The organism is Streptomyces sp. NPDC089915, from assembly GCF_040684675.1.
Taxonomy (GTDB): domain Bacteria; phylum Actinomycetota; class Actinomycetes; order Streptomycetales; family Streptomycetaceae; genus Streptomyces.
Genome location: NZ_JBFBGN010000017.1, coordinates 60,606 through 82,836, shown reverse-complemented (window position 1 = coordinate 82,836; position 22,231 = coordinate 60,606). Strand labels below are relative to the sequence as shown.

The window sequence follows — 22,231 nt, the reverse complement described above, 5'->3', positions numbered from 1 at the left end:
ATCGGGGCCCGCACGTATCCCCCCGCGGCCCCCGGGCGCGCCCCGGGCGGGGCCCCCCCCCGGCCCCCCCCCCCCCCCCCCGGGGGGGGGGGGGGGGCGACGGGGGCGGCGGCCCCGCGTCAGCGGACCGTGACGGTCACGCTGGGCGAGAAGACCTCGCCCGACTGCACCCTCAGTTCCTCCGCGCCCTTGGTGTTGAGCTTGGCGTCGAGGGCGTAGCTGCTGCCGTTCTTGACGACGGTCTCGGCCTTGAGGGTGGTCCACTTCCCGTTCTTCCTGTGCTGGAGGACCACCTTGCTGCCTATCTTCAGACCTTTGGTGCGGCCGGTGGCGTGGACCTTCTCCCCGGCCTTGACCTCGGTCTTGTCCACGGTCAGGGTCAGGCTCGCCGGTTCGGCGCTCGTGCTCGCGCTCGCCTTCGGGGAGGGCGTCGCGGCGGCGTGGGAGGTTGCGGCGGCGCCCGTGAGCAGGGTCGCGGAGAGGGCGGCGGCGGCAAGGACACGCAGGGTGGACTTCACGGTGGCTCCCGTCTGGGGCTGGGCAGGAATCCCCCCTCGCGCCTCCGACGCTAACCGGCCGCCCGTCCGCGGGCCCCGGATTGCTGGGCCGAACGGGTGAGCCGGAGGAGGCGTCCTGGCTAGGTGTCCTAGGCGTCCAGGGCCACCGGGCCGGTCGTGGCGGGTTCGGCGTTGCGGCGGGTCTTGGACCAGCCGGTGCGGCCCCGGAGGATCCGGACGAAGGCGCGGGCCGAGGCCGGGAAGAGGTGGTAGGCGTACACCCACAGGGCCAGCCCCCACAGCAGTGCCCGCAGACGGGAGGCGTCGGGAGCGAACTCCCGGCGGTAGACCGGGCCCCAGAGGAGGAACGGGACGACGGACAGCACCGCCAGGCACAGTGCCAGGGGCCACCAGGCGAGGGCGCCCGTGAAGCCGTTCAGGGCGAGGACGGCCAGCAGGACCGCCGACAGCACCAGGGACAGGAGGTGCGCCAGCGGCTGGCCGAAGGTGTACAGGGTCTCCAGGACGCCGCCGCCGGTGTAGTGCCGCGAGGAGAGGATGCGCGGGGCGTAGCGGGCGCACTGGAGGTTGCCCTGGGCCCAGCGGGTGCGCTGGGTGAGCAGGCGGCGTGCGTGCGGCAGGCCTTCCTGGGAGACCCAGGTGTCGGCGACGTGGCGGACCCGGTCGCCGGTGAGGATCATGTGGAGGCCGAGCTCGTAGTCCTCCAGCAGGGCGCCCTCGCGCCAGGGGCGGCGCTCCGCCTCGGCGATCCGGTCCAGTGCGGACAGCCGGGTGAACTGGCCGTTCCCGCCGAGGCCCACCGAGCCGGTGCGGGCCCGCAGGAGCTGCATGCCCGCGTTGGAGACGGCGAACTCCATGTCCTGCACGCGGACCAGCAGGCGGGCGAGGGCGTTCGCGGTACGGCCGCGGTCGGGCAGCGGGCGCGGATCGTCCACGTTGCGCATGCGGACGCCGACCTGCACTCCCCCGGTCTCCGGGTCGCCGAAGCCGTCGGGTCCGCTGACCATCGCGGTGGCCGCGCGGTCGAGGCGGCCGTCGGCGTCGACGACGCAGACGACCACCCGGTCGCGGTCGGCGGCGGGGCCGAGCAGCGCGCCCAGTTCCCGGTAGGCGGCGTTGAGCGCGGCGCCCTTGCCGGTACGGGCCTCGGGCCTGACCCGGCGCACCAGGTGCACCCGTGCGTCGTCCTCGGCGAACGCGGCGACGATCGCGCCGGTGGCGTCGTCGCTGGCGTCGTCGACCACCCAGACGTCGGCGTACGGGAAGTCGGCGCGGAGCCGGGCGACGGTGGTGGCGATCACGGCCTCCTCGTCGCGGCAGGGGACGAAGAAGTGCCAGTCGAAGGCGGCGGGGTCACCGGGCCGGGCCTGCGCGCGGTTGCGGTAGGCGTGGCGGGAGCCGGCGGCGTAGACGAGGAACCCGGCGAGGAGGACGAAGGGGAAGAGGAACAGGAGGAGGTGGTCGGTGTGCGGCACGGTGCGGTCCTCAGGCGGCGAGGGGGCGGGCGGCGGCCGGAGCGGTGCCGGAGACGGGCGGGACGGTCCCGGAGGCGGGCGGAACGGTGCCGGGGACCGGCGGTACGGTCCCGGAAGCGGCCTGACCGGTGCCGGAGGCGGGCGTGCGGGCCAGGAGGGCTGCGATCCGGCGGGAGGCGTGGCCGTCGCCGAACGGGCTCGGCAGCGCGGCCAGCCGTTCGCGCAGGGCCGCGCCCCGGCCCAGCAGCTCGCGGGCGGCGGCGCCCAGCTCCGCGCCGGGGCGGACCAGTACGGCGAAGTCGGCCATCGCCTCGGGGCGCTCGGTGGAGTTGCGGACCACGACCAGCGGCCGGCCCAGGACGGTGGTCTCCTCCTGCACCCCGCCGGAGTCGGACACGAGCAGGGCGGCGTGACGGGCCAGCCCGAGGAACTCCGCGTAGCCGAGGGGGCTGGTGACCACGAGCGCGTCCAGGGCCTGCGTGAGGCCGGCGGCCTCGATGCGGGCACGGGTGCGGGGGTGCAGGGGCAGGACCACGGGCAGGGTCCGCGCGAGGGCGGCCAGCTCGCCGAGGACGGCGCGCAGGGCGGCCGGGTCGTCGGTGTTCTCGGGCCGGTGCACGGTGGCCAGGACGTAGCCGTCCGGGGCGACTGCGAGCGGGGCGAGGAGGGCCTCGCGTTCCCGCGCGCCGGGCAGGTGGGCGCGTACGGCCTCGACCACGGTGTTGCCGGTGAGTTCGATGCGGTCGGCGGGCACGCCCTCGGCGAGGAGGTTCTCGCGGTTGGCGGGGGTGGCCGCGCACAGCACGTCGGCGAGCCGGTCGATCAGCACCCGGTTGTGCTCCTCCGGCATGGCCCGGTCGTGGCTGCGCAGTCCGGCCTCGACGTGGAGGAGGGGCAGGTCGCGGGCGTTGGCGGCGAGGGCGCCGGCCAGGGCGGCGTTGGTGTCGCCCTGCACCACGACGGCGCGGGGCCGGTCGCGGGTGAACAGGTCGTCGAGCTGGGCGAGGGCCGCCGAGATCTGCACGGCGCGCGGCCGCCCGCCGATGCCGGTGAGGTACGTGGGCTCGGGCAGGCCGAGCTCGGTCAGGAAGCGGCCGGACATGTCCTCGTCGAAGTGCTGTCCGGTGTGCACGAGCCGCGCGGCGGGGCCGAGCAGGCGGCTCAGCTCGGTCAGCTTCACCAGTTCGGGACGGGTCCCGAGGACGAGGGCGATGCTGCGCGGGGGCAGGGCGGTCATGCGGGGGTTCCTTGCGGCCGGATGCGTACGGAGGGCATCCGGGGAGCGTCCGGGGCGACGGTTGCGGGACGCCCGGGTCGCCGGTTGCCGGACGGTTGCGATCACGACGGCGGCGGCAGGTCGGGACTTTCGGCCCGCCCGCCGCGGGGCCGGTGGTCCCCCGCGGGACCGGGCCGTAGGTCCCGGCGGGACGGCCGGGGGCGCGGCAACGCGGGGTGGCGCGGGACGTCCCGGGGGTGGGGGTCAGGGGGTGCGGCCGCGTTCGTCGCCCTGGTAGCGGTAGCCGAGGCCGCGTACCGCCTCGATGGGGTCCTCGGCGTTCCGGCCGCCGACCTGCTGGAGTTTGCGCCGTACCCGCAGGACGGCGAATTTGACCCGGTCCCGGCCCACGCCCGCCGGGTCGTCCCAGACCTGGACGAGCAGCTGGTCCGTGGTGACGACCCGGCCCCGGTTGCGCACGAGGGTCTGGATGAGCCGGTACTCGATGTCGCTGAGGCGGACCTCGACGCCGTGCCAGAGCGCGGCGCGGCGTTCGGGCACCAGGTGGAGCGCGGCGTCCTGGCGGTCCCCCGCCCAGCCCGCGGGCCGGGCGCGGCGCAGGAGCGCCTCGATGCGGGCGAGGAGTTCCTCCTGCCCGAAGGGCTTGGGGAGGTAGTCGTCGGCGCCGGCGCGCAGCCCCCGGACCCGGTCCGCCTCCGCGCCACGGGCGGTGAGCAGGAGTACGGGGAGGTCGGTGAGGTCCCGGGTGCGTTCCAGGACCTGCCAGCCGTCGAGTTCGGGCAGGCCGATGTCGAGGACCATCAGGTCGGGCCGGTCGGCGAACAGCCGGCGCAGGGCCTCCCGGCCGTCGGGGGCGTGCAGGACCTCGTGGCCGGCCCGGCCGAGGAGGGCGCGCAGGGCGGTGGCGAGGTCGGCGTCGTCCTCGACGAGGAGGATGCGGGTCACGGGGCGGCGGCCCGCGGGCCGGCGTCGGGCACGGACGCGCCTGGCACGGACGCGCCGGGGGCCGGGCCGGCGACCGGCAGCCGGACGGTGAACACCGCGCCGCCCTCACGGCCCGGGGCGTCGGCGACGGTCAGGTCGCCGCCGTGGCGGCGTACGATGTCGCGGCTCAGCGCCAGGCCGAGGCCGGTGCCGGCGAATCCGCCGTTCTCCGCGTTGGGGGCCCGGAAGAACCCGGAGAAGATCTCCTCGCGGTACTCCTCGGGCACACCGATGCCGGTGTCGGCCACGTCCACGGTCCAGTGCCCGCCGTCGACGGCCGAGGTCACGGTGACCGTGCCGCCGGGCGGGGTGAACTTGGCGGCGTTCTCCAGCAGGTTGGCGAGGACGTTGGCGAGCCGCAGCTCGTCGCCGTGCAGCGGCGGGCCGGGGACCGGGGCGAGCACGACGAACACCCCGGCGGCCGCGGTGTCCGCGATCCGGTCCAGGACCGCGTGGGTGAGCATGCGCGGTACGTCGACCGGGCCGAACTCCAGGCTCAGCTCCGGGGCGCGCACGACGGCGGTCTCCATCAGGGTGGCGATCACGCGTTCCATGCGGCGGGCGTTGCGGTGGACGGCGTCGAGGAACCCGCGCTGTTCCGGTCCGAGGGGACCGGAGACCGGGTCGGCGAGCAGTTCGCAGAAGCTGATGACGGAGGCGAGCGGGGTGCGCAGGCTGTGGGAGGCGTGGGCGAGGAACTCGTTGCGCTGGCGGGCCAGTTCGGCGAGGGTCCGGTTGTCGCGTTCGAGGGCGTGTTCGCGCCGCTTCTCCTCGGTGACGTCCTCGGCGGTCCACAGGGAGCCGAGCAGGTTGCGGGCGTCGTCGTAGAGGGGTTCCACGTCGCGGCGGATGGTCCGGCCGTCGGCGAGGCGGATCTCGGCGGCCCGGTGGACGCGGCGGGCGGCGATGGCGTGCGCCGTGTCGACGGTCCATGCGGGGCCCTCGGCGAAGGTGGCGCGGACCGCGTCCACGACGGGGCCGAGCGGGGCCCCCGGGTCGAGGGCGACGCCGGCGGCGTCGAGGGCGAACATCTCGGTGAACCGGCGGTTGACCGCGATCACCCGTTCGTCCCCGCCCTGCACGATGGCGGCGCGCGGCAAGGCCTCCAGGACGGCCTGGACCTGGGCCGGGACGTTGTGCACGGGGTCACCGTACGCCGTGGGCGCCGCCGCGACGGGGAGGACATGCGCGGGGCCGCACGGCGGCGGAGCGGCGGCGGGGGGCGCCCGCGCGGAGGGCCGATCGTTTCTGCGTGCCGCCCCTTCACCCGGCCAGGTGGTTTGGGCCGTGGATCCGCATGCCCGATCTGGGCGGGCACCGCCCCGGGCCGGGACGCTGGGGGCCGGGTCGGACGTGGTGGTCGCGTCGGGGAGGCGGGAGTCAGCAGATGAAGGTCAACTTCGCGAAGTTCCAGGGGTCCCTGCCGTACGCCTCCGAGCTCTACGGGGTCTACCAGCCGCTGCTCGGATGGCGTTCGGCCCGGCTCGCCGAGCGGTTCGGCACCACGGGCCCCGCCATGCGCCGGTCGCTCGCGGCGGCACTCACCGAGAACATGCGGCCCTCCTACACGGTGGCCCCCTCCTCCGCCTCGGCCACCGCGCCCGCCCTGACGATCGAGCCGGGCGCCCCGGTGCCCTCGGTCGCCTCCTCCCTGCCCGGAACCCTCGACTCGGTGGTCACCCGGGAGCTGCTGGCCCGGATCAAGAAGGCGGACCTCGCCGATCCGGCCGTCTGGGACCGCCTGGTGGGGCCGGGGCCCGACGGGCTCGCCGCCCTGCTGCGGATCGCGGAGGAGCGGATCGCCCAGGGCGGTGTCATCGTCCACGCCTCGTCCGACGGACCACGGGCGGCCGGCGCCGCCGACTCCGCGGCGCTGGCCGCCGCCCAGGAGTCCCGCGTCGCGGGAGCGCTGAAGAACCTCCAGGCCGCCGGCCGGTACGACGTCCTGCACGCGATGTTCGCGGCGGGCGGCCACCGGGTGGACGTGTCGGAGGTCGACGCCCTGTCCGGACTGCTGGGGGGCGGGCCGCCCGTGTCACCGGGAGCACGGGGCGCGGCCGCCGCCGCTCTGCCCGAGGCCTCGCTGTCCCCGCTCGGCGTCGTGCACCTGTTCCGCCAGTACTTCTTCGAGTTCGACTCGTTCCTCGGGCCCCCGGTCCAGCACATCTGGCTCAGCCCCGGCAGCTCGGTCGAGCTGATCGAGGTCTCCACCCGCCGCACCCTCACCGAGCGGACCACCGAGGCCTCCGAGGAGGTCACCCAGCGCAGCGAGCAGGAGAGCCGGTCCGAGGACGAGCTGTCGGCCTCGGTCAGCGAGGAGAACCAGAGCAGCAGCAAGTTCGGGGTGAGCCTGGAGGCGCGGACCAGCGGCAAGCTGGGGGTCTTCAACACCCAGGCCACCGCGCGGACGAGCTACGACTCGGCGGACGCGCGCAAGACCGCGAAGGAACAGACCCACAAGCAGCTGCGCCAGCAGACGATCAAGCTGTCCACGGAGATCAAGCGCAGCTTCAAGTCGACGTTCAAGACGGTCGTGGAGACCACCGACACCTCCAGCAAGCGGTACCTGCTGCAGAACACCACCGACAAGCTCGTCAACTACGAACTGCGGCGCAAGATGCGCCAGGTGGGGGTCCAGGTCCAGGAGATCGGCACCCAGCTGTGCTGGCAGACCTACATCGACCGGCCGGGCGACGAGCTCGGGGTGGCCGAGCTGGTCCACGTCGCGCAGCCCCCGCAGGGCCAGGTGCAGCCCGCCCAGCTCGTGCCGATGCCCGAGCAGTACCAGGAGACCGTCGAGGGCACCTACAAGGGGCCGGACGACGACTACTTCGACGACGCGCTGGCGGACCTGCTGCTCTATCCGAAGTACGGGTACGAGTACCGGAGCCACACCAACGTGCAGTGGCTGAGCAGCAACGTCGCCGACCTGCGGATCAGCCGGTTCGCGGAGGGCAGCAACCGGCTGAGGCTGCGGATCGCCGGGCACAGCGGTGACGACGGCGAGATGTTCCCCTACCGCTTCACCGTCGACTACGGCCCCACCGCGGCCTACGTGGAACAGGTGAACAAGGTGAACGCCGAGCGCCTGAAGGAGGTGGACCAGGAGAAGGAGCGGCTGGCGAAGGAGGCGTTCTTCAAGGCGGCCCAGGAACGGGTGAAGCTCGCCGCGGGCATCAGCCCCCGCCGCTTCGAGGACCTGCGGGAGGAGGAGCAGATCGTCGTGTACCGCAGTCTGATCCGCCAGCTCTTCAAGGGGAAGGGCCTGTCGAGCATCAGCAGCCGGACCCAGCACATCATGGCCGAGCTGGTCCAGACGTTCTTCGACGTCGACCGCATGCTGTACTTCGTGGCCCCCGAGTGGTGGGTGCCCAACAAGCTGGCCGTGAAGGAGAACCTCGGCTTCGACGGCTCGGGGACGACGGAGAAGGAGTTCGAGAAGAGCACCGTCGTCGGGTGGGGCGGCACGAGCGACACCGGCGAGGACTACTACATCACCGCCGACTCGCGGCCCGCGAGGCTGGGGAGTTCGCTGGGCTGGCTGCTCCAGCTCGACGGGGACGACCTGCGCAACGCCTTCCTCAACGCCCCCTGGGTCAAGGCCGTCGTCCCGATCCGCCAGGGGCACGAGTTCGAGGCGCTGGACTGGCTGACGAACGCGGGCGTCGAGGGCACCGACGGGCTCGACTCGCTGTACGCCGAGTCGGTGCCGGGCGAGCGCGGCCGCATGCTGCTGGTGCTCAAGCGGTACGCCTGGAAGGACCCGGCGCTGACCGCCCGATACCGCGACCTGCCGGCCGACGCGCTGACGGTGCACGACGCCATCCGCTACCTGGCCGTCGTGGTGAGCGGCGACTGGCAGAAGTCCCGGGTGAAGGTCAGCGACCGGCTTCCGGACGGCACGCCCGTGAACTATCTGCCCACCGACAAGGTCTACGAGCGCGGCTTCGATCCGCTCGGCGACGGGTTCGAGGCGGAGGGCGCCGAGCCCTTCGAGGTCTTCGACCAGTGGATCGAGGTCATGCCGACGGACCAGATCGTCGCCACCGAGGTCCGCTACGACCCGAAGACCGGGATGCAGCTCTGAGATGGCGACGACCCGCCTCACCTTCTCCGCGGCCGACGTCCTCGGCCGCCCGCCGCTGGCCGGGACCGTCGCCGAGGTGAAGCTGACGTGGACGGATCCCCGGGGACCCGTGATCCAGCACCTCACCGTCCCGCTGGACCTCCCGGTCACCCGGGCGGTCCCGGCGCAGGAGTGGAGCCGCATCGACCTCGACGTCGCCCACCCCGACTACGCGCCGGAGTCGGTCACCCTCACCCGCAACCCCGGCGCCCCCGTGTACTGGGACAACCGGGGGGTGGTGGTGACGGGTGACGGGGACGACCTGCGCCTCACGATGGAGCTGGGCCGCGTGCGCCAGTCGCCGGTGACGCCTCCGCCGTTCACCGGCACCAAGGCGCGCGGCGACCAGCCGGGGGTCTTCTTCCGTGAGGGGGCGGGGCAGCCGAGGAGGTACGCGGTGCTGAACACGCCGGCCCCGCCCGCCACTCCCCTGTGGCTGGAGAAGGTGAACGTCCGCACGCTGACGGACGCGGCGCCGGACCGGGCCGGGCAGGAGGGCTGGGACCGGCTGCGCACCACGGACCAGGTGGTGGCGCTGGCGGACACCGGGGGCTTCCTCTGGCTTGAGTACGGCGGCGACGCGGACGCGCACCCGCCGCAGCCGCGCTTCCTGGTCGCGGTCTGGGCTCCGAAGGCGCCCCCGTCCCCGGTCGCGGCGGGCGGCACGGACGTCGTCTGCTACTTCACGCCCTCCACCGCGACGCGCGGCTATCCGGTCTCCGCCTACCCGTTCCGCACCGGCTACCCGTACAGCGTCAAACGGGACACCGCGGCCGACCAGCCGTACGTGGTCGTGGGCTACCGGCACCTGCTGCGGGACCTCAATCTGGTCCAGGCCCAGCACGTGTCGGGCCGTCCGGCGGTGGTCGTCGTCCCGATCCTGCCCGCGCTGCCGCCGGGCAAGGAGAACGAGAGGTTCGCCTGGCAGCCGTTCAACTCCCAGGAGGGGACGCACCGGCTGCTGCTGGAGGTCGTGCGCTTCCTGCACCGCTTCGGGTACGGCGGTTCCGGTTCCGGCACCGATTTCAGCCGCTGGCAGGGCGGCACCGCGCCGGTCGGCCCGCTGCCCGCGCTGCCCTCCGCGCGCCGCAGCAGCTCGGTCCCCACGCCCCCGCCGGCCCTGGGCAACGTCACCGTGTCCGGGTTCAGCAGCGCGATCATGGGCGTCTTCCCGCTCCTGACGCGGAAGGAGATCTCCCTCCCCGACCACTTCCCACGCCACCTCTTCGGCGGCGACGCGGCGGCGTTCGACGCGGTGTGGCGGGAGTGGTGGGACCTCGACCTGGAGCTGAAGACCGAGGCCACCGGCATCAAGACCGCCGACTACGAGCAGCGGCTCCTGCGGTGGTTCGCCGGCGGGAACGACCGCCGCATGCGCCTGTACCACTGCGACCACACGATGGGGACCACCCCGCCGGCCCGGCTGTTCGCCGCCCTCTCCCGGCTCCCCCACAAGGCCGTCGCGCTGCCCGGGCTCGCCGACGAGTGGCACGCGGAGGACGGCCGCTGGACGGCCGCGTTCTACCGGACGAAGCTCCTGCGCGCCAAGACCCGTCCCGACGGCGTCCTGCCCCTCTTCCCCCTGGAAACCGCCGACGCCGGCCTGATCCACCCGTTCACGGCGGCACTGGGCTTCGGCCACGCGTCGAGACTCCGCGCGGGCTGAAGGGCGAGGCGCCGGCCGGCGGACCGGCCGCCCGGAGCGGTGGTGCCCGCTGACCGGGCGTCGGCTGGAGCGGCTCCCGGAAATGGCTGGCAGGTGCATGACGAACGGGTGCGGTGCGGGACTACCTTCTTAGAGCTCCGGAGGGGCGGCCGTCCGAACGCCCGGGCCACCGAAGGGCGATGGCGGCGCCTCCGACGCCCCGGCTCCGCCCCAGGGGCCGGGCCCCCACCCGTGAAGGAGCACCATCATGTCCCTGGGCACCTGGCTGAAGGCCGGCACCTCCGCCGCCGCACTCGTCCTGGCCGCGGCGACCGCCGCGACCGCGGCACCCGCAACCGCACCCGCGGCGATACCCGGACCCACCGCGGCAGCGGTGACGCTCCGCTACGACGACAGCCGGGCCGGCGGCTGGGAGGCCGCCATCGCGGCCGGGGTCGCCTCCTGGAACGCGAACGTCGGCAACGTGCGGCTGGTCAAGGCCGCACCGGGCGTCCGGGCCGAGATCGTCATCGTGGCCACCACCGGCTGGCCGCAGGCCACCCTGGGCCCGGTCCGTCCGGGACGGCAGGTACGGGTCGAACTCGGCGCGCAGGCCGTCAGCGACGGGTACGACAAGACCCGCATCGCGGCGCACGAGCTGGGCCACAGCCTGGGCCTCCCGGACACCAAGCCGGGGCCGTGCACGCAGCTGATGTCCGGCTCCAGCGCCGGTACGGCCTGCACCAACGCCGTACCGGACGCCGCGGAGCGCTCCCGCGTCCAGAGCGCCTACGCGAACGGCCTCACGCCGCCCGCACCGACCGACGGCCGCCTCCTCGTCGACGCCCCCTGACGGCCGGCGGCGGCATTCGACCGCGGAGGCCGATGCCCTTCAAGGCCTCCGCGCATGCCTCAGGGTGTCTCCTGGCCGGCCGGCTCCTCGGCCTCGGCCGTCACCCGCGCCTTGCGGAAGAGCACCGGGAGCCACAGCAGACAGGCCAGCAGCGGCACCGCGGCGTAGGCGGCCATGCCCACGCTGGAGCCCAGTCCGTCCATGAGCCCGCCGAGGACGAGGTAGCCGATGCCGATGAGGGCCGACTCCACGAACGCGATCATCGACAGCAGGCTCGCCCGGTGCCGCGACGGCACCGCCTCGTTGAACACGTTGTCCACGAGCACGGCGGTGATCTCGGGAACTCCGACCAGGACCAGGAACGCGGCGATGGTGACCCAGACGAGCCCGAGGCCGCTGAGGCCGAGCGCCGCGGCCAGCGTCAGGAGGGACACCGGGACGATGATCCGGTAGCCGATGCGCCGGTTCGCACGGTCGGACAGCAGCGGGGTGAGCCCGCCGGCGAAGAATCCCGCCGAGATGACCACGCTGACCAGGGCCGTGCCCGCACCCTGGTCCGAGAGGGTCTTCTGGGTGAAGATGATGTACGGCGTCAACGTCGCGTGCATCAGTCCGGACACCACGACGAGCGTCACCAGCGCCGGCGTCGCGACCCGGAGCATCGCCCGCCATGCCGTGGTGTCGGCGTGCTTCTCCCCGGCTCCGTCCTGCTCGTCCACCGCGTCCGCGCCGCGGATCTCGGGCACCCGCGACATCAGCACCACCACGGCCAGGACGAGGCAGGCCGCCGAGCCGGCGTAGACGATCCCCCAGGAGATCCGCTGCAGTTGGCCGCCGAGGACGATGGCGACGCCCGAGGTGACCGTCCCGAGCATGGTGAACCGGGAGTTGATCCTGACGTAGCTCGCCGTCGCACCGCGGCGCACCAGCAGGTCGTACAGCAGGGCGGTGTCCGAGCCGGACACGCAGGCCATGCCCACGCCCTGACCGATGAACAGCGCCAGGAACACCCAGTAGTCGGAGAACCCCGCCTGGCCGAGCAGACAGCCGGCGATCAGCACCTGGCCGATCACGATGCTGGCGCGCCTGCCGATCCGGTCGGCGATGACTCCCGTCGGGAACTCCGCCAGCCCGCTGACCAGGTAGAGCAGGGTCTGGAGCAGGGCCACCTGCCCGGCGGAGAAGCCCCGCTGCTGGAGGAAGAGGACGAACACGCCGCGCTGGAAGAGCGTGTTGGCGAGCACGGCGTAGACGTAGAACGGGCGCGTGACGCCGCGTACCGCGTCGTCGACTGCGGGCGGCCCGCCGAGGGCCTCCGTGGTGCCGGTCATACCGCGGGCTCCCCCTGCTGACTCCGGTGGTCGTTGCTGTCGGGCCTGTGCCGCCTCCGCCGCCTCTGCCGCCGACCAACATCTTGGCGCCGGGACGGGCGTGAAGTCAGCCGAATCGCGGATCTCGTCACGTGGTCAGACACACCAGATCCCCTGGCGCACGGGCAGGCCCACACAGTGGCCGCCGGAGGAGAAGACCAGGCCGTCCCGGGTGAGGCCGTCGGCACCGGCCCGCTCGGCGGCCGTGATCTCGCGCCCCCAGTCGACGGCTTCGAGGAGGCTCGCCGCCGGGGTGGAGCGGTCGATGACGACGCGCCGGCGCGGGCCGAGGCGCGTGTCGTCGACGGAGAGGAACGTCGGGCCGCGCCGTACGAGGAGCTGCGCGTCCGCCCGCGGCGACCAGGCGAAGGCACCGTCCGGCCCGCGCGGCGGGTCGAGGTGCCGGAGGCGGCCGACGTCGAGCCCGGCGCATGCGCCGCTCCACGAGACCCGCAGGCCGACGCCGCGCGCGTCGCGCAGCAGCGCGATCAGGGCGACGAGGTCGCGGTCGGGCATGGCCGGCAGGACGTGGTGTCCGGTCAGCCGCACTCCGGCGTACCCCGCCCGCACCAGGGACACGAGGCCCGCCCGGTCCTCGACGGAACGGAACCCCATCGTCGCGAACAGGTGCCGGCGGCCGGTCCGCGGGCGCGGGGCCGGCGCGGTCACCAGCGCAGTCCCGTCGCGAGGGCCACGTACGTCTGATCCTCGTGGAAGGTGAGCCCGAGCGCGGTCCACTCCTCGACGAGCGCTTCGAGCCGGCCGCCGGCCACCGCAATCCCGAGGTCGTCGAGCAGGCGGCCGAGTGCGGGGAGGGTCCGTCCTTTGGCGAGCGCACGGTAGGCCTCGGTCTCCAGACCGGGCGGGAGCACCAGTTCGCGCGAGGGCCAGCCGTACCGGTCGTCGACGACGACGAGGGAGTCCTGCGACGCCGGCAGGGCGACCAGCCGCGAGGTCGACGAGTTCGCCATCCAGACGCCGACCGCCTCGCACACGTGCTCGTACATGCCCGCCGAGATGCCGGCGGGCTCGGAGTCGAAAACGTAGACCAGGTCGTCGAGGGCGTCGGCCACCCCTTCGTAGGCGCGGATGAGCTCGCCCGACGGCCCCAGGTTCCGCAGCCCGAGCCCGGGGTCGTCGAAATAGGGGCTGAAACGCGTCAGCTGGATGCGGTGGACGCCGTCGGGTGCGGTGAGGTGGTGGAGGGCCGGCATCGACCCGGCCAGCGCCGCGTACGCGCGTTCCTCCTCTCCCGGGAAGCCGACGAGGACGTTCCACGAGGGGTAGATCCTGCAGGTGGCGCAGTCCCGCAGGAACCGCACGTTCTGCCATCCGGTGACCCCCTTGCGCATGAGGCGCAGGACGGGTGTGGACAGGCTCTCGACACCCGGCTGGAGTTGTGTGAAGCCGGCCCGGGCGAGTGCCTCCAGGTGGTGGAAGCCGAGGTTGGACTTCACCTCGGCGAACAGCCTGACGTCCCAGTCGGCCGGGAGCGCCATGTCGGTGGTGAGCCGGCGGACGTGCTCGGGGCCGAGGATGTTGTCCGTGAACACCAGGTCGAGGACGTGGTGCCGGCGGACGGCCCGGGAGGCCTCGGCCTGGACCCGCTGCGTCGGCTTGGCGCGGTGGGCCATGGCCGATCCGTTCAGGCCGCAGAACGTGCAGTGGTGCTTGGCCCCCCACCAGCATCCCCTGCTGGCTTCGAGCGGGAGCTTGACGTCGACGAGTTCGGTGAGGCCGGATCCCCTCAGTTCGCGGAAGTAGTGGTCGTAGACGGGCTCCGGGACGGCGTCCATGAGGACGGGCCTGGTCCCCAGGGGGTTGCTGACCGAGGCGCCGTCCGGACCGGACCGCCAGCAGAGTCCCGGAACCGCGCGTGCCGCCTCGTCCCCCGGATCGGTCCGGCCGCCGCGGCGGGCCGCGATGTGCGCGACGAGCGGTGCGATCGAGTGCTCCGCCTCGCCCCGCACGACGTAGTCGATCTCGGTGCGGGCCCGGTGGATCGCCGTGCCCTGGACGCCGTCGCAGTTCGCCCCGCCGAGGACCGTGACGGTGTGCGGGGACAGCTCCTTCACCCGCCGCGCGAGGGCGAAGGAGGCGATGTTCTGGTCGAAGGTCGTCGTCAGGCCGAGCACGTCGGTACGGGACTCGACGATCTCCTCGCCCAGCTCGTCGACGAATCCGGGGGCGGCGCGGAACATCTCGCAGTAGGCCTCGGCCTGTTCGAGCCCGCGCAGCAAGGCGAAGAAGCTCGTCTCGCGGGGATCCGCATCGGGGCGGAAACAGCTGGAGAAGATCCATTCCCCGACTCCGAGGACCTCGGCGTCGACGACCAGCTCGTAGTGGTCCCGGGCGAGGCCGACCCGGTGGGTGAGGTGGTCGAGCCACCGGATGTTGGCGTACAGGGCGTCCAGCCGCCCGACTTCGGCGCGCTCCGCGAAGAGCGGGGCGATCGTGCTGACGGCCAGGGACGGCATGTCGATCAACGCCCAGGGCATGCAGACCAGCGTGACCGCGAGCACGCCCTCCTCCACCACGGGCGGACGGGGCTCCGGCGCCGTCCGGGCGCGCCCGATCTGCAGCAGTTCCACTCCGCCTCCTGTCACCGGCTCAACCTCGTCCACCTACCAGCTCACGGGCATTTCCCTGAGGCCGTACCCGAGCCCGTCGTCCATGAACGGGAGGTCGCCGACGCCGACGGCCAGGGCCAGTGTCGGAATCCGCCGGAACAGGGCGGCGAACACGACCTGGAGCTCCAGGCGGGCCAGCGGCTGGCCCGTGCACTTGTGCACGCCGAACCCGAAGGCGAGGTGCTCGCCGGCGTCGCGGCGCAGGTCCAGCGCTGCGGCGGCGGGGAACACGCGCTCGTCGCGGTTGCCGATCTCCTCCGGGAGGATCAGGCCCTCGCCGGCGCGGACCACCTGCCCGGCGATCTCGACGTCCTCCACGGCCACGCGGCGCCGGCCGGGCTGGACGGTGGTCAGGTAGCGCAGCAGCTCGTCGACGGCGGCCTCGGCCCCGCGGTCGTCGGCTTCCTTCAGCACGTCGATCTGGTCGGGGTGGAGCAGCAGGGCCAGCGTGCCGAGCGCGATCATGCTGGCCGTGGTCTCGTGCCCCGAGACCAGCAGGAACAGCACCAGCATCACCAGCTCGTGCCGGTTCAGCTGCCGGGTGGCCAGCCGTTCGGCGGCCAGCTGGGACAGCAGGTCGTCCCCGGGGTCGCGGAGCTTGCGGCCGATCAGCCGGGCCAGGTAGCGGTACAGCTCGCCCTCGGCCTTGCCCGCGACCTCGTCCGGGACGTCCCTGGCGGTCAGCGTCCTGATGGCGTGCTGGAAGAAGTCGTGGTCCTCGTACGGGACGCCGAGCACGTGGCAGATGACGATGCACGGGATCGGCAGGGCGAACTGCGACACGAAGTCCGCCGGCTTCGGGCCGGCCAGCAGGGCGTCGATGTGGTCGTCGACGACCTGGCGGATCGCGGGCCGCAGTTGCCCGACCCTGCGCGGGGTGAAGGGCCGGGCGATCATCCGGCGCAGCCGGAGGTGCTCGGGGCCTTCCATGGCGGTCAGGAACCGGGCCTCTTCGTGGTGGTCCCGCAGGAACGGGCTGTCGAACGGGTAGCCCGGCTGCGTCCAGTCCGCACTGACCCGGCGGTCCGACAGCAGGGCGCACTGCTCCGCGTGCCTCGTCACCAGCCAGGGGGTGCTGCCGTCCCAGAGCCGGACCCGGACCAGCGGCGCCCGTTCCTGCAGCGCGGCGAGCTCGGGCGCCGGATCGAGCGGACAGCCGGACGCCCGCGGAATCGGAAAGAAGGGGACCGCCGCGGATTCCGGATCAGGAACGCCGGCCTGTGAAGACGTCACCATTCGAGCTCCGTCCCGGAGTTCACCGACGGAAGGCACGCCGGGTTCATTGAATCGAGTACCGGACGGCAGCAGCCTATCCGGGCCCGATCAAGCCTTACAAGGGGTCGTGAAAGGCCAGGTGACAAGAACTCCCGTCATCACGGGCCTCAGGAGACTTCCCCATTCCCACGCCCTATTGACGAGTCGCCGAAGGCTCTATGAGATGAGTGCGTTGGTGCAAGTCAAGGCGAAGTAAGGGGATGACGATGGCACAGGAAGTGCGGGAACGTGCGATGACCGTGACGGACGAGTCGGAGCCGGACATGGTGCTCTTCTCCGACGAGGAGGGTCTCGACCTCGCCGATGACGTCGAGCTGATCACCCTGTCATCGGCCACTCTGGGTGCCATCGTTGCGCGGCGCTGCTGATCGCATCTGATGCCGACTCCCAAGCGACTGGCCCTCTCGTTTGCCGGGGAGGGCCAGGTGCCCGTTCGCTCGTCCACGCGGCACGCCCGTGTGACGCTCGGACGGCCTTTGATCAACGCCGACGTCAATTCGCCGTTCTTCGTCCCCCTCGGACTGCTCTGCATCGCCTCGCCCCTGCGGGCGCACGGCCATCCCACCGTCGTCGTCGACCTGGAGTACGAGCACCGGATCGGGGCCTTCACACCCGGTGACGCCGACTGGCTGGAGCGGACCTGCGCCCGGCTGCTCGCCGCCGATCCCGATGTCCTCGGCCTCACCTGTCTCGCGGACACCCTCCCCGCATGCCTTCTCATCGGGCGCCGGGTCAAGCTGCTCCGGCCCGACGTCACGGTGGTCCTCGGCGGACCCGGGACCTTCGGGGTCTTCCCCGACGCCCTCCCGCGCTTCGCCGACTGCGTGGACTTCGTGTGCCGCGGGGAGGGAGAGCTCGCGATCACCGCTCTCGCCGACGCCATCGCCGACGGGGCCGATCCCGCCGGGGTGCGCGGCTTCTGGTCGTGCGAGAACGGCCGGTCCGTCTCCAGCGGGCCCCAGCCGACCACGAACCTCAACCTCGTGCCGATGCCGGCGTATGAGGCCGTTCCGATGGGCGACTACATCCGGCTGTCGACCCCGCACATCTTCGACGTGCACATCGGCTCCGGGTGTACGTATTCGTGCAAGTTCTGCATGACGTCGACGTTCTGGGACCGCGACTTCCGGATCAAGGACCCCTCGGTCATCCTCGACGAGCTCCGTTTCCTGCACCGTACGCACGGGGTGACCCAGTTCAACTTCCTGCACGACAACTTCGCCAACAAGCGCACGTACCTGGACGAGTTCGTTTCCTATTTCGCCGAGCACAACGACATGTTCGAATGGGGCTGCGCGGTCCGGCCGGACAACGTGAACCCGTCGCTGCTGCGGCGCATGGCCGAGGCGGGATGCTTCAACATCTTCTGCGGCACGGACGCGGGGTCGGAGAAGATCCTCAAGAACATGCTGAAGATGCCCTCCACGAAGCGGACCTACGAATTCTTCCAGTCCGCCCAGGAAGTCGGAATCCAGTTCGAGACGAACACGATCGTGGGCTATCCGGACGAGACCGCCGAGGACCTTGAGAAATCCCTCGAGGTCGTCTTCGACGCGATCGCCTACGGCGCCGTCAACAGTGACCTCAGCGTGCTCCAGCCGCTTCCCGGTGCCGAGATCACCGATGAGTACCGGTCCGAACTCGAACCGCTCGACGGCGGGCTCGACGTGATGGGTACCTTCCTCCCGACGGATGTCCGCGCGCTCATCAGGGACGAGGCGGCGGTCTTCACCGGATTCAGCTTCATCCGCAGCGGAAACCGGGAGTACGGGTACTACCAGGGCGTGCTGCGCCTCTCGCGGTACTTCACGCGCCGCTATTACCACCTGCTGCGATTCCTCAAGCAGGGTGCGGGGCTCACGTACGTGGAGTGCGTCGACGCCCTGCTCGAACGGGCGGGCGTGCCCGTCGAGGAGGCGCTCGCCGCGATCCTGGCGCGCGTGGAGGGCGTGCACGCGCGGGCCGCCGGGGCGCTGTTCACCTACGACTCGATGCTGGCGGAGTTCCGGGGGGACGAGGTCGAGGAGGAGCTCGTCAACGTCTACCGGCGGCCCGCCACCGTGGGGGACAAGCCGCACTTCCTGATCGCGGACCTCGACGTCGACGTCGTCGCGATGATCTCCGACCCGCGCGACCTCGCCTGGAGGCCGGAGCTGGACCGTCCGACCGTCGTGGTCGTCTACCGGGCGAGTGAGGCGGAGGTGTCCACGCTCCGCCTGACGCCGGCCCAGGCCGAGGTGTTCAAGGTGCTCATGCCGCGCGGCCGGGAGGAACGCGAGGCCCTGCTCGCACGGTTCGCCCCCGGGCGGCCGCGCGAGGCCGCGACGGCGGTGGCACGGTCGTGTGCCCGGATCGACGCCTCGCCGGACGCCCCGGACTCCCCCGGACGGACGGCCCCGATGGCCGGCAGCCCCCTCCTGGCCACGTGAGCCCGGCCCGTCCCGTCGTCGTCGAGGTGGACGACGACCCGATCCGGTGGCACGGCCCCACGGGAGGCGACTACCTGAGCCGCTGGTTCGCCGCGGCGAGCCAGCGCAGCCGGCTCGATCTCGTCGGGGTCGCGGACGACGGGCTGAGCCAGCACTACCGCGTCCGGCGGGGCGCGTCCTTCTCCGACGGGAGCCCGGTGCGTGCGCGCGATCACGCCCGGGCGATCCGGACCGCGCTCACGGTCCCGTCGCTCCAGCGGTTCCTCCTCGACGTCCGCGCGGTCCGCACGGCGGAGGACGCGCTCGTCATCGAGCTCCGCCGCCGGGCGCCGCACCTTCCGAGCCTGCTCCGGAGCGTCGATCTCGCTCCCGTCTCCGCCTGCGGGGAGCTGTCCTCGGGCGCCTACGAGCGTGCCGTGCGCACCGCCGATGACGAGTACCGGCTCGAACCCGTCCGGGCCGGAACGCCGCCCGTGCGGGTGCTCGTGCGCCGCGATCCGCACGGCGCCCCGGCGAGGTTCCGGCGGGGCGAGGTGGACGTGACGTGCGCGACGGCGTTTCCGCTCGACCGCGTCCCGGAGTTCGCGGACAGCCGGGTCTTCCACACGGCGCCGACCGCGATCGAGATGCGCCTGGAGATCAACCCCGGCAGTCCGTCGGCGGTGGGCGACGCGGGGTTCCGCCGCCGGCTCCTCGGCGCGATCCGCTACGACCGGCTCGTCGCGCGGTGCTGGAACGGTGTGGAGGCGGCGGCGCCCGACCAGCACGTCGAGGCGCCGCCCAGCACCGTCGGCTCCGGGGAACGGCTGCGCCTGGGGTACTGGGACTACTACCCCAACCGGGTCGTGGCCGAAGAGGTCGCGGCGCAGCTGGCCGAGAACCTCGGGGTCGAGGTCGAGCCGGCACCCGCCGACTTCGTCTCGGGCTCGGCGGACTCCTGCGACCTGCTCCTCGCGTTGCGGGGCCCGCTGTTCGAGGATCCGGTCTGCGCTCTGGACCTGCTCGACCCGGCGCGCCGTGACCCCGTCCTCGCGCCGCTGCTGGGCCGGCTGTCCGAGGTCCCGGACGACCGTGCGGCGTACGGCGAGCTGCGCCGGGCGGTCCGCGAGCGGTGTCCGGTCGTACCGCTCGTGCGTCTGCGGGGGCACTGGCTGCAGCGCGGGGAGCTGGCCGGGCTGCCCTGGCCGCCGATGGGCGCCGTGCGCTTCCCCCGGTTCGGCTGGAGCGCCGGTTGCGCATGAGATGCCGACACGAGGGACGAAGGAAGGCCGGGGATGGCTGACGGAATCGACCGCTACGTCCTCTCGCCCGCGGCGACCTGGTCCCGCGACGGCGACGAGCTGCGCGTCTTCTCCGACGAGGTGCTGCTGGTCCGGCGCTGCCCCGAAGCGGTGTTCGCATGGCTCGATGCGGTCTCCGGCGAGCCGGCCGGCCTCCCGGCGCCGAGCGGAGGCGGGGTGGACGCCGTCGTGCGTGCGCTGCTGCGGCTGCGCCTCGTCGTCGCTCCGTTCGACCGTTCGTGGGACGCGTCCGCCTGGAGGAACCAGGTCGAGTACTTCGCGGCCCTGGGTCTGGACGCCGGCGCGGCGCAGGAGCGGCTGCGCACGGCGCACGTGACGGTGCTGGGGGTCGGCGGCATCGGCGGCGCGGTGCTGGCCGAGCTCGCGGGGGCGGGTGTGGGCGGGCTGACGCTGGTGGACGGCGACCGGGTCGCGCTGGAGAACCTGAACCGCCAGTACCTCTACCGGCGTTGTGACGTGGGACGGGCGAAGGTCGATGTGGCCCGGGAGTGGGTGTGCGAGCGCCTCCCCGAGGCGGATCCGGCCGCCGTCATGGAGACGATCACGACCGGTGAGGCGCTGGTGCCGCACCTGCGCGAGGGCGGGTTCCTCGTCGTCGCGGCCGACCGCCCCCTCTCGCTGCCGGAGCTGTGCGCGCACGCCTGCCTTGAGCGCGGGGTGTCGATGATCACCGGGGGCTGCGGCCTGAGGGTCGGGTCGAGCGGTCCGCTGATCCGGCCCGCCGGCCTCCCGGCCTTCATCGCGTCGCGCCGGGAGGCGAAGGCCTTGGCCGGGGCCGCGGCCACACCGATGGCGGCCTCGTTCGGCCCGGTCAACACGCTGGTGGGCGCGACGATGGGCCGTGACCTCATCTTCGGCATCCTCGGCGTGAGCGCCCAGAGGACCGCGCACCGCGTCGAGCTGCTGGGGACGGCGTTCACCTGAGCCTGCGGAAGGCCGGACCGGGGTCCGGGAGCCGTGGATTCAGCCGCCGACGCGGGACGGACGGGCCTGCGGCCAGGTGTGGTGGTACCGGTCGATGACGTAGTCGTGGCCGTGCCGCCAGCCTCCGGCGGCACGGCTGGCGCCGGTGAGGTGGGGATGGTCCGCGGGGAGGTCGGCGTGGGTGTGTTCGAGGCGCTCCGGGTCGCGGGCGGGCCAGATGAGGGCGGCGGCGACGGCCGCCGCGAGCGCGACGGCCCCGAGGGCCGACGCGGTGACGGGCAGTCCCGCGCCGGCGGCGAGCCATCCGGCGAGGGGGTAGGTGAGCAGCCAGCAGGCGTGGGACAGGGAGAACTGGGCGGCGAAGGCCGCGGGGAGGTCCTCGTCGGCGGTGGAGCGCCGGACCAGGCGGCCGCCCGGGGTGAGGACGGCCGAGCAGGCGGCGCCGATCGCTGCCCACGCCGCGAGGAGCGCCCACCAGGAGCCGCTGCCGGGGGCCACCGCCGCGAGGGCGGCGACGGCGGCGAGCACGGCCGGCAGGGCGAAGGCGGCGCCCAGCATGACGGGCCGGTCCCCGGTCCGCCGCAGCAGACGGGGCAGGAGCAGGGCCGCGAGCATGGAACCGGCGCCGTAGGCACCGAGGGCGAGGGAGACGGCCCCGGCCGAGCGGTGGAAGTGGTCGCGGACCAGGACGACGGTGTCGACGAAGACGATCGCCCCGGAGGCGGCCACCGCGAGGTCCAGGGCGAGCAGCGCCCGCAGTCGCGGGGTGGACCAGAACAGGCGGGTGCCGAAGCCCGCCTTCGCGTAGACGCCGCCGGTGCGCTCCACGGGGGCCGGCCCGGGGAGCACGGCGGAGACCACGAGGGTGGCGGAGGCCAGGAAGCCGAAGGCGGTTCCGGCGAACAGCCAGTCGTAGGAGACCAGGGTCAGCAGACCGGCGGCCACTGCGGGGCTGCCCAGGCTCTCCAGGTCGTAGGCGAGCCGGGACATGGACAGGGCCCGGGTGTAGTCGCGCTCCTCGGGCAGCACCTGCGGGATGGTGGCCTGGAAGGCCGGGGTGAAGGCCGCGGACGCCGCTTGCAGCACGAAGATCAGGACGTAGACCTGCCAGACCTGGGTGACGAAGGGCAGGGCGAGGGCGGCGCCCGCCCGGATGAGGTCCGTGCCCGCCATCAGGGCCCGGCGCGGAACGCGGCCGGCGAAGGCGCCGGCCAGCGGGGCGACGGCCACGTAGGCGACCATCTTGATCGCCAGCGCGGTCCCCAGTACGGCGGAGGCGTTCTCCCCCGCGATGTCGTAGGCGAGCAGGCTCAGCGCCACCGTGGCCAGCCCGGTGCCGGTCAGGGCCGTGATCTGGGCCGTGAACAGGTGGCGGTAGGTGCGGTTCCTCAGCACGGACAGCATGGCCTTGCCCTGGGCTCGGCGGACGGGACGACGGTCCCATCATAGGCAACATGTGCGCAA

At 73.1% G+C, this 22,231-nt stretch carries 17 protein-coding genes; 7 read left to right on the top strand and 10 right to left on the bottom strand.

What is annotated here, in order from left to right:
* Positions 1 to 119: 119 nt before the first annotated feature.
* The 5 genes from AB0O29_RS08345 to AB0O29_RS08325 all read right to left on the bottom strand — a co-directional run bounded on the left by AB0O29_RS08345 (position 120) and on the right by AB0O29_RS08325 (position 5,356).
* Positions 120 to 518: a hypothetical protein gene (locus AB0O29_RS08345; protein ID WP_365148012.1), complete on the bottom strand. Its 399-nt coding sequence runs from the start codon at positions 516 to 518 to the stop codon at positions 120 to 122.
* A 128-nt stretch (positions 519 to 646) separates the two neighbouring features.
* Complete coding sequence (locus AB0O29_RS08340; protein WP_365148009.1) at positions 647 to 1,993, bottom strand: glycosyltransferase; 1,347 nt, start codon at positions 1,991 to 1,993, stop codon at positions 647 to 649.
* Between the two features lie 10 nt (positions 1,994 to 2,003).
* Entirely contained in the window at positions 2,004 to 3,230 is a 1,227-nt protein-coding gene (wecB, locus tag AB0O29_RS08335) for a UDP-N-acetylglucosamine 2-epimerase (non-hydrolyzing) (RefSeq protein WP_365148006.1), read from the bottom strand.
* Positions 3,231 to 3,473: 243 nt separating this feature from the next.
* Positions 3,474 to 4,175, bottom strand: coding sequence for a response regulator transcription factor (locus AB0O29_RS08330; RefSeq protein WP_365148003.1), 702 nt, complete (start codon positions 4,173 to 4,175; stop codon positions 3,474 to 3,476).
* Positions 4,172 to 5,356 (bottom strand): ATP-binding protein, encoded by a 1,185-nt coding sequence (locus AB0O29_RS08325; protein ID WP_365148000.1) that lies wholly within the window; start codon positions 5,354 to 5,356, stop codon positions 4,172 to 4,174. The genes AB0O29_RS08330 and AB0O29_RS08325 overlap by 4 nt, the downstream gene beginning before the upstream one ends.
* A 245-nt stretch (positions 5,357 to 5,601) precedes the next feature.
* On the opposite strand from AB0O29_RS08325, the gene AB0O29_RS08320 reads away from it, so the two are divergent.
* The 3 genes from AB0O29_RS08320 to AB0O29_RS08310 all read left to right on the top strand — a co-directional run bounded on the left by AB0O29_RS08320 (position 5,602) and on the right by AB0O29_RS08310 (position 10,838).
* Positions 5,602 to 8,301 (top strand): hypothetical protein, encoded by a 2,700-nt coding sequence (locus tag AB0O29_RS08320; protein ID WP_365147997.1) that lies wholly within the window; start codon positions 5,602 to 5,604, stop codon positions 8,299 to 8,301.
* Position 8,302: 1 nt separating this feature from the next.
* Entirely contained in the window at positions 8,303 to 10,006 is a 1,704-nt protein-coding gene (locus tag AB0O29_RS08315) for a hypothetical protein (protein WP_365147994.1), read from the top strand.
* A gap of 247 nt (positions 10,007 to 10,253) precedes the next feature.
* Positions 10,254 to 10,838, top strand: coding sequence for a snapalysin family zinc-dependent metalloprotease (locus AB0O29_RS08310; RefSeq protein WP_365147991.1), 585 nt, complete (start codon positions 10,254 to 10,256; stop codon positions 10,836 to 10,838).
* Positions 10,839 to 10,897: 59 nt separating this feature from the next.
* On the opposite strand, the gene AB0O29_RS08305 is transcribed toward AB0O29_RS08310, so the two are convergent.
* From AB0O29_RS08305 to AB0O29_RS08290, 4 genes are all read right to left on the bottom strand, one after another.
* Positions 10,898 to 12,169 (bottom strand): MFS transporter, encoded by a 1,272-nt coding sequence (locus tag AB0O29_RS08305; protein WP_365147988.1) that lies wholly within the window; start codon positions 12,167 to 12,169, stop codon positions 10,898 to 10,900.
* Positions 12,170 to 12,304: 135 nt separating this feature from the next.
* Positions 12,305 to 12,877: a DUF5825 family protein gene (locus AB0O29_RS08300; RefSeq protein WP_365147985.1), complete on the bottom strand. Its 573-nt coding sequence runs from the start codon at positions 12,875 to 12,877 to the stop codon at positions 12,305 to 12,307.
* Positions 12,874 to 14,799 (bottom strand): RiPP maturation radical SAM C-methyltransferase, encoded by a 1,926-nt coding sequence (locus AB0O29_RS08295; RefSeq protein WP_365147982.1) that lies wholly within the window; start codon positions 14,797 to 14,799, stop codon positions 12,874 to 12,876. Before AB0O29_RS08295 ends, AB0O29_RS08300 begins: the two co-directional genes overlap by 4 nt.
* Before the next feature lie 33 nt (positions 14,800 to 14,832).
* The gene (locus AB0O29_RS08290; protein ID WP_365147980.1) at positions 14,833 to 16,074 is read right to left on the bottom strand and encodes a cytochrome P450; all 1,242 of its coding nucleotides are present in this window, start codon (positions 16,072 to 16,074) and stop codon (positions 14,833 to 14,835) included.
* A 245-nt stretch (positions 16,075 to 16,319) separates the two neighbouring features.
* Here AB0O29_RS08290 and AB0O29_RS08285 point away from each other — a divergent pair, with 245 nt between their 5' ends.
* The 4 genes from AB0O29_RS08285 to AB0O29_RS08270 all read left to right on the top strand — a co-directional run bounded on the left by AB0O29_RS08285 (position 16,320) and on the right by AB0O29_RS08270 (position 20,767).
* Positions 16,320 to 16,481 carry a hypothetical protein gene (locus tag AB0O29_RS08285; RefSeq protein ID WP_365147977.1) on the top strand — a complete coding sequence of 54 codons (162 nt, stop codon included), beginning with the start codon at positions 16,320 to 16,322 and terminating at the stop codon, positions 16,479 to 16,481.
* 108 nt (positions 16,482 to 16,589) lie between these two features.
* Complete coding sequence (locus tag AB0O29_RS08280; protein ID WP_365147974.1) at positions 16,590 to 18,542, top strand: radical SAM protein; 1,953 nt, start codon at positions 16,590 to 16,592, stop codon at positions 18,540 to 18,542.
* On the top strand, positions 18,539 to 19,783 hold the full coding sequence (locus AB0O29_RS08275) for a hypothetical protein (RefSeq protein WP_365147971.1): 1,245 nt from the start codon (positions 18,539 to 18,541) through the stop codon (positions 19,781 to 19,783). Before AB0O29_RS08280 ends, AB0O29_RS08275 begins: the two co-directional genes overlap by 4 nt.
* A gap of 33 nt (positions 19,784 to 19,816) precedes the next feature.
* The gene (locus AB0O29_RS08270) at positions 19,817 to 20,767 is read left to right on the top strand and encodes a ThiF family adenylyltransferase (protein ID WP_365147968.1); all 951 of its coding nucleotides are present in this window, start codon (positions 19,817 to 19,819) and stop codon (positions 20,765 to 20,767) included.
* A 39-nt stretch (positions 20,768 to 20,806) separates the two neighbouring features.
* Here AB0O29_RS08270 and AB0O29_RS08265 read toward each other — a convergent pair whose 3' ends face one another.
* The gene (locus AB0O29_RS08265; protein WP_365147966.1) at positions 20,807 to 22,171 is read right to left on the bottom strand and encodes an MFS transporter; all 1,365 of its coding nucleotides are present in this window, start codon (positions 22,169 to 22,171) and stop codon (positions 20,807 to 20,809) included.
* Positions 22,172 to 22,231 lie beyond the last annotated feature (60 nt).